Below are 9,754 nucleotides of genomic sequence, written 5' to 3'. Positions count from 1 at the left end.
ACTTTTGGCACGCTGTTGAGTTCTCAAGGAACGGACGCTTCCTTTGTACTCACCCTTGCGGGCTTTCCTCCGGGCGCTTCCCTTCGGTGTTTCTTCTGTTCTTGCGTTTCCGACTCTATCAGACTCTTTCGCGTCCGATTTCCTCGGCGCCTCTCCGGTTCCCGCTCGGCCTTTCGGCTCTCGCGTTTCCCTTTCCGGCGGTTCCGACTCTATCAGATCCTTTCGGGCCTGATTCCCAGTCAGCGGGAGTTGTCTTCGCGGCTGTTGGGCCGTTCCGACGAGTGAGACTTTAGCGGAATCTCGGCTCCCGACCTAATCGGGGGCGTCCTCTCGAACGCCGATTCCTCATTTCGCAAATACGCATGAAAACGAGCCGAAGGCGTATCCCAGGAAGGGAACGCGACGTCGATCGCTTGAATGGTTCTTGCGGAATGGCCGCCCGGGGACCGACCAGGGGTCGGCGCTCACGTCGGGCAACTCGGAGAACACTACGTATCCGCCCCCGGCAGTGTCAACCTCCTGCCACGGGGGCTCGACGGGGCTACTCTGGCGAGCATGACAACGCATGCGTGCACCCAGCTGTGGTGGGCCGCCTGACGGCGGCCGTACACACGCATGTACCCAACGGCCGCCACCTGGGCGGCCGTTTTCGTTTCTCCCCCCGGAGGATCTGGAGCCCGGCCCGCCCGGGTCGGCGGTCCTGCATCAGGAGGCGGAGAGATGACGAGGATCTTCAGCGGGGTCAAGCCGACGGGGCACCTGACCCTGGGGAACTACCTGGGCGCCGTACGGCAGTGGGCAGAGGTCGACCAGTACCGGGCGGAGTCGCTCTTCAGCGTCGTCGATCTGCACGCGCTGACGGTGGACCACGACCCCGGCCGCGTGCGGCGGCTCAGCAGGCAGGCCGCGACGCTGCTGCTCGCGTCGGGGATCGATCCGGAGCGGGCCGTGGTCTTCGTGCAGAGTCACGTGGACGAGCACGCCCGGCTCTCGTACCTCCTGGAGTGCGTCGCCACGGACGGCGAGATGCGGCGGATGATCCAGTACAAGGAGAAGTCCGTCCTCGAACGGGCCCGCGGCGGCAGCGTGCGGCTCTCGCTGCTCACCTATCCCGTGCTCATGGCGGCGGACATCCTCGCGTACGGGGCCGACGAGGTGCCGGTCGGTGACGATCAGACGCAGCACGTCGAGCTGACCCGGGACCTGGCCGAGCGGTTCAACCAGCGGTACGGGCAGACCTTCGTGGTGCCGCGGGCCACGCCGCCCAAGGTGGCGGCGCGGGTCATGGACCTGCAGGACCCGGCGTCGAAGATGGGCAAGTCCCATGAGTCCGGCGCCGGCATCGTCTATCTCCTGGACGAGCCCGAGGCCGTACGGAAGAAGATCCTGCGGGCGGTCACGGACAGCGGCAGCGAGGTCGGGTACGACAGGGAGGCGCAGCCGGGGATCTCGAACCTGCTGGAGATCCTGGCCGCCTGCGAGGGCGGGGACCCCGAGGCGCTGAGCGGCGCCTACACGTCGTACGGCGCGCTGAAGAAGGACACCGCCGACGCCGTGGTGGAGGTGCTCAGGCCCTTGCGGGAGCGGCACAAGGAGCTGGTGGCCGATCCGGCGTACGTGGAAGAGGTGCTGCGGCGGGGGGCCGAGCGGGCCAGGGGGATGGCGCGGCCCACGGTGGACGGCGCCTATCGGGCGATCGGGCTGCTGCCGCCGGCGAACGGGGCGCGGTAGGCACGCCGGTGGCGAGGCGCGGCGCGGAGTGCCGGCGCGTCGTGACCTCGCTGCCGAAGCCCGCGCGGCGTGCGTCCGGCACATCGTGGTGGCCGTGGCCGGGATTCAGACGAACACGTGCGCGGAGACGACGGCGCGGATGGGCGGGAACCTCGGGTACGAGGTGCTGTTCGCGCACGACGCGACGTACACCTTCGGCCTGCCGGTCCTTCGGCTGGGAGGCCCCGGCGGACGAGCCGGCCCGGGCGTCGGCGGTCTCCCCGCACGGCGGCGGCTTCGCGGAGGTCGTCCTGGCCGCGGCGGTCGTCGCGGCTTCCCGCTGGCGCCCCGCCTCCGCGTCAGCTGTTGCCCGACGCCAGTTCGCGGCTGCGGTCCCTCGCCGCTTCCAGGGCGGCGATCAGGGCGGCCCGTACGCCGTGGTTCTCCAGTTCGCGGATGGCGTTGATGGTGGTGCCTGCGGGGGACGTGACGTTCTCGCGGAGCTTCACCGGGTGCTCGCCGCTGTCGCGGAGCATGACGGAGGCGCCGATCGCGGCCTGGACGATGAGGTCGTGGGCCTTGTCGCGGGGCAGACCGAGGAGGATGCCCGCGTCGGTCATGGCCTCCACGAGGAAGTAGAAGTACGCGGGCCCCGAGCCGGACAGGGCCGTGCAGGCGTCCTGCTGGGTCTCGGGGACGCGGAGCGTCTTGCCGACGGCACCGAAGATGGCCTCGGCGTGGGACAGGGCGTCGGCGGTGGCGTGGCTGCCCGCCGAGATCACGGACATGCCCTCGTCGACGAGCACGGGGGTGTTCGGCATGACGCGGATGACCGGGGTGTTCTCGGCGAGGCGCTCCTCGATGGACGCGGTGGTGATGCCGGCCGCCGCGCTGATGACGAGGCGGTCCGCGGTGACGTGCGGGGCCAGCTCGTCGAGCAGCTTCGCCATGTCCTGCGGCTTGCAGGCGAGGATGAGGGTGTCGGCCCGCTCGGCGGCTTCGGCGTTGCTGACGACGGTGACGCCATAGCGGGTGCGGAGCTCGTCGGCGCGCTCCTGCCGCCGGGTGGTGACGAGGAGGTCGGCGGGGGCCCAGCCGCCGCGGATCATTCCGCTGAGCAGGGCTTCGCCGATCTTTCCGGTGCCGAGGACCGCGACCTTCTGGTTCCGGTGCGGGTTCGGCCGGCTCGGCTGGCTCGTCGTGCTCATGGGCGGGGCCTCCCGGGGTCGCGTCGTCCGGGGATCATCCTCGCACCGCGGGCGCCGGGGAGGGGAAGGGTGTCCGGTGGGCGGACCGTGCCCGGCGGTCGTGCCCGGTGTCGGGCGGTGCGGCGGCGGACCGTCGCAGCGCCCAGAGCGAGGCCCCTGCCGTGGCATGGCGGGCCGTGTACTCGGCGGCGGTCGTGAGGCAAGGGGGCGGGCCCTTCGGGGTTCTTCTCCGGCCCGGGGCGGCTCGGCCGCTCAGCGCTTGCGCTTCTTGCGGGACGGGTTGCCCGTACGCCGCTGGGTGCGCTTCGCGTACCGCTCGCGCGCCTCCTCGTACTCCGCGCGGTGCAGGCTCTCGCCCGGGGCCTCCGTCAGGGAGCGGAAGAAGTAGGCGAGCAGGGTGCCGACGAAGCCGATCGTGAGCAGGCCGCGCATGGAGTTCTGGGACGCCGGGTCGTGGCGCTTGGTGAACCCCTCCCACGTGCGGCGGAAGGCGATGGCGCTGCAGATCGCGAACATCACGACGACGAGCAGGTTCACGAACGAGCCCACGTCCGCGATGGTCAGCCCCTCGTACGCGAAGCGCAGCACGAAGCAGCCCGCGGCCGCCGCGAGCAGGGATCCGGCGGCGAGGCCCGCCCGGCGAAGGCCGTAGCCACCGTCGTGGGCGACCCAGGTCGTGCCGAAGAAGCGGATCGGCTCCGGTCGAGGGCCCGGCGCGGTGCCGGTGGCGGCCGTGGCGCCGGCGGCGGGGCGGGGCGTGCCGGCGCCGCCCGAGGGGCCGGTGGTGCCGGGCGTGCCGGGGGTGCCAGGGGTTCCGGGTTCTTCGCTCACCGTTTGATTATCGCCCGGCCGGCGCGGGCGGTGTCGGCGCCGGGGCGCGAAGGGCGCTCCGGACCGGGGGCACGGGGCCGGGGACACGGGGCCGGGGCAGTGCGCCGCGCCGGGGGTACGCGCCCTATTCGTCCCCCTCCTTGTCCTCCCGTACCCACCGGCGACTAGTTTGGGCCGGGTAATCGAGCCAGGTGATCGAGCCAGGTATGTCGTGGCGGGGAAGCACGGGGGAGGTCTGGACATGTCGCTCCGTGGAGGAGACCCGGAGGAGATCGGCGGGTACCCGCTGGAGGCGCGGCTCGGTTCGGGCGGCATGGGAACCGTCTTCCTGGGCCGTTCGGCATCCGGGCGGCCCGTGGCGATCAAGCTGATCCACCAGCAGTTCGCGGACGACGACGAGTTCCGCATCCGCTTCCGGCAGGAGGTGGCCGCCGCCCGGCGGGTCAGCGGCGCCTTCACCGCGGCCGTGATCGACGCCGATCCCGAGGCCGCGCACCCGTGGATGGCCACCACGTTCATCGAGGGCCCCACGCTCGCCCAGCGCATCGCGAAGCAGGGCCCGATCGGCGGTCCCGAGCTGCGCAGGCTGGCCATCGGGCTCACCGAGGCCCTGCGCGACATCCACCGGGCCGGTGTCGTGCACCGGGACCTCAAGCCGTCCAACGTGGTCCTCTCGCCCGAGGGCCCCCGCGTCATCGACTTCGGCATCTCCCGCGCGGCGGACCAGCAGACGCTGACGATGACCGGGCGGGTGATCGGAACGCCGCCCTTCATGTCGCCGGAGCAGTTGCAGGCGCCGCGCGGCGTCGGCCCGCGCTCCGACGTCTTCTCGCTCGGCACGCTGCTCGTGTACGCGGCGACCGGGCAGGGGCCCTTCGACGCTGACAGCCCGTACATGACGGCGTATCAGGTGGTGCACGAGGCGCCGTCCCTCGGCGCGGTCCCCGACGCGCTGCGGCAGGCGGTCGAGCCCTGCCTCGCCAAGGACCCCGGCGCGCGCCCGTCGGCGGACGACCTCCTCGTGCGGCTGCGCGACCTGCCCGCCGACCTCGGGGGCGCCTCGGGGACCGGTGAGGACGCGCGCTGCACCCGGGAGACGGACACCCAGCACCATCTGGTCACGGACGACACCCCCGTGCCCGGTACCACCGCCTCCGTCTCCCCCGCTCCCGATCCCGCTCCCGATCCCGGCCCCGCGGTCGAGGCCGCGGGTGACGCTCCGCGCCGCCCGCGCCGCCGGCTGCGTTCCGTGCTCGCCGCGGTCGTCGCCGTCGCCGCGATCGGGGGCGGGGCCGCGGTGATGCGGGCCGGGGACTCCGGCGCTGACGACGGCGGGCGCGCCGTGGCGGCGGCCGAGCAGGCCCCGCTGCCCGACGGGTTCAGGCCGTGGCGCGAGTCGGTGCCGGGCGGCCGTGCGGACATCCCGGACGAGTTGCGCTGCGCGGCCCGCGGTGACGCGCTGTTCTGCGGGGGCGGCGGGGTCGTCGCCACCCGGATCAGGGCCGCCGACGGTTCGCGCGTCTGGACGGAGAAGAGTCCGGGCGTCCCGGCACAGGGCGTGCACCTGGTGGGCGTGAGCGGCGACACCGTGCTCGGCTACCGCATCGGCACCGAGGAGCAGCCCGACAGCTCCGCCACCGAGGTGGTCGCCCTGGACGCGGCCAAGGGCCGGGAACTGTGGTCGGCCCCGTCGGGCGGCCAGTCCACGGGCGTGACCGGGCGCACGCGGGACGCCGTCGTCCTCGGCTCCACGGTCGTGTCGGTCGACGCGGCGGACTCCCGCCTGGAGGCCCGGCAGGCGCGCAGCGGCCGGGTGCTGTGGCGCACGCCGTTCCCCGCGGGCACCACGTGCGCCCCCGTGCCGGCGGGCAAGCGGCTGTACGCGATGTGCGCGCCGGACGCCGAACTGTCCGCGACCGACGTCCGCCACCCCGTCCTGCGCGAGGCCGACCTGGCCTCGGGGCGCCTGGGCAGGGCCGTCGCCGTCGAGGGGGCCGCGATGCCGGTCGGTACCGCGGACGGCGGTCTCGTACTGCTGCGCGAGCGCCGCGAGGGCCCGGCCCTGCTCGGCTACGACGGGGTGGCGCGGGTGGACCCGGCCACGCGCGAGGTCGCGTACGCGCGGCTGCCCGAGACCTACGACGGGACGCCCGGCATGGCGGGCGGCACCGTCTACCTCACCGGGCAGACCGGCCTGGTCACCGCGCTCGACCCGGTGACCGGCAGGAAGAAGTGGGCACGTCAAACGGCGGTCGAGGGCGCGTCGGGGCCGGTGGCCGACGGTCACGGGACGCTGTACTTCAGCTCGGCCAGCGGCCGGGTCGTCGCGCTCGCCGCCCGTACCGGCAAGCCGCTGCTCACCACGGGCCCCCGGGCCGAAGGACTGGCCGGGGAGACCAACGCCACGCCGCGCGTCACCGTCATGGGGCGCGTGGTCGTGGTGGCCGCCGCGCGGAACACGGTGTTCGCCTTCGACGCGACGAAGCCGCCGCGGACCGGCTGAGGGTCCGACCGTGACGAAGCCGCCGCGGACCGGCTGAGGGCCCGTCCACGACGGCTGTCCGGCGGGGGCCGCCCGCCGTGTTCAGCAGCGGGGCGCCACGTACCCCGTGCTGCCCGTGCGTACGTATGTGTCCGAGACCCAGCGGCCGCTGCCGATCCGGTCCCAGAGATTCGATGTGCCGCCGGGGCCCGTGACGGTCTGGCCCGCCTTCTGGCACTGGATGGTGACGCGCGTGCCCGCGGTGAGCCGGCCCACCTTGGAGTACGAGGTGCCGGGGCCCGAGCGGACGTTGACCGACGCGATGATCGGATAGGTCCTCGCGGCCGTGGCCACCGCATCGGCCGCCGGGCCGGCGATCGCCTCGGCGTCCTCGGGAACCTCCGGCGTGATGACGTTCTCGCTCACTGTGCTCTCCCCCGTACACGGCGGCGCGGGCCGCCCCTGGTGTCTTCCTCACACCAAGGACGCGCCCGCGCCCCAAAACGTTCCGGAGGTCCAGAGGCCGTCCGGAGGCCCGTGTCAGCCGAGCTTCGACACGTCCCTGACCGCGCCCTTGTCCGCGCTCGTCGCCATCGCCGCGTACGCGCGCAGGGCGGCGGAGACCTTGCGCTCGCGGTCCTTGGGCGCGTACACGCCGTTCAGGGCCTCGCGGCGGGCGGCCAGTTCCTCGTCGGGGACGAGGAGTTCGATCGAGCGCGCCGGGATGTCGATGCGGATGCGGTCGCCGTCCTCGACCAGCGCGATCGTGCCGCCTGCCGCCGCCTCGGGCGAGGCGTGGCCGATCGAGAGCCCCGAGGTGCCGCCGGAGAAGCGGCCGTCGGTGACCAGGGCGCAGGTCTTGCCGAGGCCGCGGCCCTTCAGGAACGACGTGGGGTAGAGCATCTCCTGCATGCCGGGGCCGCCCTTGGGGCCCTCGTAGCGGATGACGACCACGTCGCCGTCCTTGACGGCCTTGTTCAGGATCTTCTCGACGGCCTCTTCCTGCGAGTCGCAGACGACCGCGGGGCCCTCGAAGGTCCAGATCGACTCGTCGACGCCCGCGGTCTTCACGACGCAGCCGTCGACGGCGATGTTGCCCTTGAGGACGCCGAGGCCGCCGTCCTTCGAGTACGCGTGGGCGACGTCGCGGATGCAGCCGTTCGCGGCGTCGGTGTCGAGGGTGTCCCAGCGCTCGGACTGCGAGAATGCCTCGGCGGAGCGGCGGCATCCGGGGGCCGCGTGCCACAGCTCGACGGCCTCGTCGGAGGCGGAGCCCGAGCGGATGTCCCAGGTGTCGAGCCACTCCTTGATGGAGGGCGAGTGGACGGTGTGGACGTCCTCGTTGAGGAGGCCGCCGCGGTACAGCTCGCCGAGGAGCGCGGGGATGCCGCCCGCGCGGTGCACGTCCTCCATGTAGTACGTGGTGGTGGGCGCGGCGTTCGGGGCGACCTTGGCCAGGCACGGGACGCGGCGCGAGACGGCGTCGATGTCGTTCAGGTCGTAGTCGACCTCGGCCTCGCGGGCGGCGGCGAGCAGGTGCAGGATCGTGTTGGTGGAGCCGCCCATGGCGATGTCGAGGGCCATGGCGTTCTCGAAGGCGGCGTGGGTGGCGACGCTGCGCGGCAGGACGGAGTCGTCGTCGCCGTCGTAGTACCGCTTGGTGATGTCGACGACCGTCTGGCCGGCCCGCTCGTACAGGGCCTTGCGGGCGGTGTGCGTGGCGAGGACCGAGCCGTTGCCCGGCAGGGAGAGGCCGATGGCCTCGGTCAGGCAGTTCATCGAGTTGGCGGTGAACATGCCGGAACAGGAGCCGCAGGTCGGGCAGGCGTTCTCCTCGATGCGGAGGATGTCCTCGTCCGAGATGTTCTCGTTCACCGCGTCGCTGATCGCGTTGACGAGGTCGAGCTTGCGGACGGTGCCGTCGACGAGCGTGGCCTTGCCGGCCTCCATCGGGCCGCCGGAGACGAAGACCGTCGGGATGTTGAGGCGCAGGGCGGCCATCAGCATGCCGGGGGTGATCTTGTCGCAGTTGGAGATGCAGATCAGGGCGTCGGCGCAGTGGGCCTCCACCATGTACTCCACCGAGTCCGCGATCAGGTCGCGCGAGGGCAGCGAGTACAGCATGCCGCCGTGGCCCATCGCGATGCCGTCGTCGACGGCGATCGTGTTGAACTCGCGCGGGATGCCGCCCGCCGCGCTGATCGCCTCGGAGACGATGCGGCCGACCGGCTGCAGGTGGGTGTGGCCGGGCACGAACTCCGTGAAGGAGTTGGCCACGGCGATGATCGGCTTCCGCCCGATGTCGGCCCCGGGTACACCGGAGGCACGCATAAGGGCGCGGGCGCCCGCCATGTTGCGGCCGTGGGTGACAGTGCGGGACCTGAGTTCGGGCATCGTCGCTCGCTCCTTCAGGGAATCGGCGGTCTACGGAGAGACAAGACTGCTGTCGAGCGTACGCCGCGCCTCCACGATCCGGACAAGCTGTCCGGATGCCGGGACGGCCGTCTCGGTGAGCGGCCACGGCACCCCGGGTGTCAGGCCCCGGTGAGGTGCCTCCGCACGACGGGGCGCCCGCGGGTGGCGGGGCCGTTCCCCGCCTCCGTACGGGAGGGACGTCCCCGGCGGCGCGGGGCGGCGGCGCCCGCGTCGCCCGGCGTCACGGGCGCTTCGCCCCGACCGCGGAGGCGAGGTGCAGCCGCGTGAAGGCGAGCGCCTCCGCGAGGTCGGCCTCACGCTCGGCGCCCGACATCGCGCGGCGGGTGTTGACCTCGATGACGACGTGCCCGTCGAAGCCGGTGGTGGCCAGGCGTTCGAGGAGTTCGGCGCACGGCTGGGTGCCCCGGCCCGGGACCAGGTGCTCGTCCTTGGCCGAGCCCCTGCCGTCGGCGAGGTGGACGTGGCCGAGCCGGTCGCCCATGCGGTCGACCATGTCCATCGCGTCGGTGCGGGCGGTCGCGGTGTGCGAGAGGTCGACGGTGAAGTGGCGGTAGTCGTCCTTGGTGACGTCCCAGTCGGGGGCGTATGCCAGCATCTCGCGGTCGCGGTAGCGCCAGGGGTACATGTTCTCGACGGCGAAGCGCACGTCCGTCTCGTCGGCCATCCGCCAGATTCCGTCGACGAAGTCGCGCGCGTACTGCCGCTGCCAGCGGAAGGGCGGGTGCACGACGACCGTGGAGGCGTCGAGCTTCTCCGCGGCGGCCTTCGCGCGCTGGAGCTTGACCCAGGGGTCGGTGGACCAGACGCGCTGGGTGATCAGCAGACATGGCGCGTGGACGGCGAGGATCGGAATCCGGTGGTAGTCGCTCAGCCTGCGCAGGGCCTCGATGTCCTGGCTGACGGGGTCGGTCCAGACCATGACCTCGACACCGTCGTAGCCGAGGCGCGCGGCGATCTCGAAGGCCGTCGCCGTCGACTCCGGATAGACCGAGGCCGTCGACAGGGCGACCTTCGCATCCGGGACGCGCACCACTGGTTCTGCCACGCAAGACAGGGTACGGGCCGTGCCCGGGCGCCGGGGAGGTGG

General features: G+C 72.6%; 7 protein-coding genes and 1 pseudogene. 3 read left to right on the top strand and 5 right to left on the bottom strand.

All coding sequences use genetic code 11. The annotated features are described in order from the left end of the window. Nucleotides 1-720 precede the first annotated feature (720 nt). Nucleotides 721-1,731, top strand: coding sequence for a tryptophan--tRNA ligase (gene trpS / locus AB0I16_RS07495; protein ID WP_363248351.1), 1,011 nt, complete (start codon nt 721-723; stop codon nt 1,729-1,731). A gap of 82 nt (nt 1,732-1,813) precedes the next feature. Beyond that, nucleotides 1,814-2,039: pseudogene (locus AB0I16_RS07490) on the top strand (isochorismatase family protein); the annotation flags it as partial. A gap of 30 nt (nt 2,040-2,069) precedes the next feature. Here AB0I16_RS07490 and proC read toward each other — a convergent pair. Both proC and AB0I16_RS07480 read right to left on the bottom strand, forming a co-directional pair. Then, nucleotides 2,070-2,918: a pyrroline-5-carboxylate reductase gene (gene proC / locus AB0I16_RS07485; protein ID WP_363248350.1), complete on the bottom strand. Its 849-nt coding sequence runs from the start codon at nt 2,916-2,918 to the stop codon at nt 2,070-2,072. A 252-nt stretch (nt 2,919-3,170) separates the two neighbouring features. Next, a complete protein-coding gene (locus AB0I16_RS07480; RefSeq protein WP_363248349.1) occupies nt 3,171-3,749 on the bottom strand; it encodes an EamA/RhaT family transporter in 579 nt (192 codons plus the stop codon). A gap of 241 nt (nt 3,750-3,990) precedes the next feature. Between AB0I16_RS07480 and AB0I16_RS07475 the strand changes: the two genes are divergently transcribed. Beyond that, complete coding sequence (locus AB0I16_RS07475) at nt 3,991-6,252, top strand: serine/threonine-protein kinase (RefSeq protein WP_363248348.1); 2,262 nt, start codon at nt 3,991-3,993, stop codon at nt 6,250-6,252. An 81-nt stretch (nt 6,253-6,333) separates the two neighbouring features. On the opposite strand, the gene AB0I16_RS07470 is transcribed toward AB0I16_RS07475, so the two are convergent. From AB0I16_RS07470 to AB0I16_RS07460, 3 genes are all read right to left on the bottom strand, one after another. Next, the gene (locus AB0I16_RS07470; RefSeq protein ID WP_363248368.1) at nt 6,334-6,585 is read right to left on the bottom strand and encodes an SH3 domain-containing protein; all 252 of its coding nucleotides are present in this window, start codon (nt 6,583-6,585) and stop codon (nt 6,334-6,336) included. 186 nt (nt 6,586-6,771) lie between these two features. Then, nucleotides 6,772-8,625, bottom strand: a complete 1,854-nt coding sequence (ilvD, locus tag AB0I16_RS07465) for a dihydroxy-acid dehydratase (RefSeq protein ID WP_363248347.1) — start codon at nt 8,623-8,625, stop codon at nt 6,772-6,774. A gap of 262 nt (nt 8,626-8,887) precedes the next feature. After that, the gene (locus tag AB0I16_RS07460; RefSeq protein WP_363248346.1) at nt 8,888-9,712 is read right to left on the bottom strand and encodes a sugar phosphate isomerase/epimerase; all 825 of its coding nucleotides are present in this window, start codon (nt 9,710-9,712) and stop codon (nt 8,888-8,890) included. Nucleotides 9,713-9,754: the final 42 nt, after the last annotated feature.

This window comes from Streptomyces sp. NPDC050703, from assembly GCF_040654435.1.
GTDB lineage: Bacteria > Actinomycetota > Actinomycetes > Streptomycetales > Streptomycetaceae > Streptomyces.
This window is presented reverse-complemented; position numbering and strand designations above follow the sequence as displayed.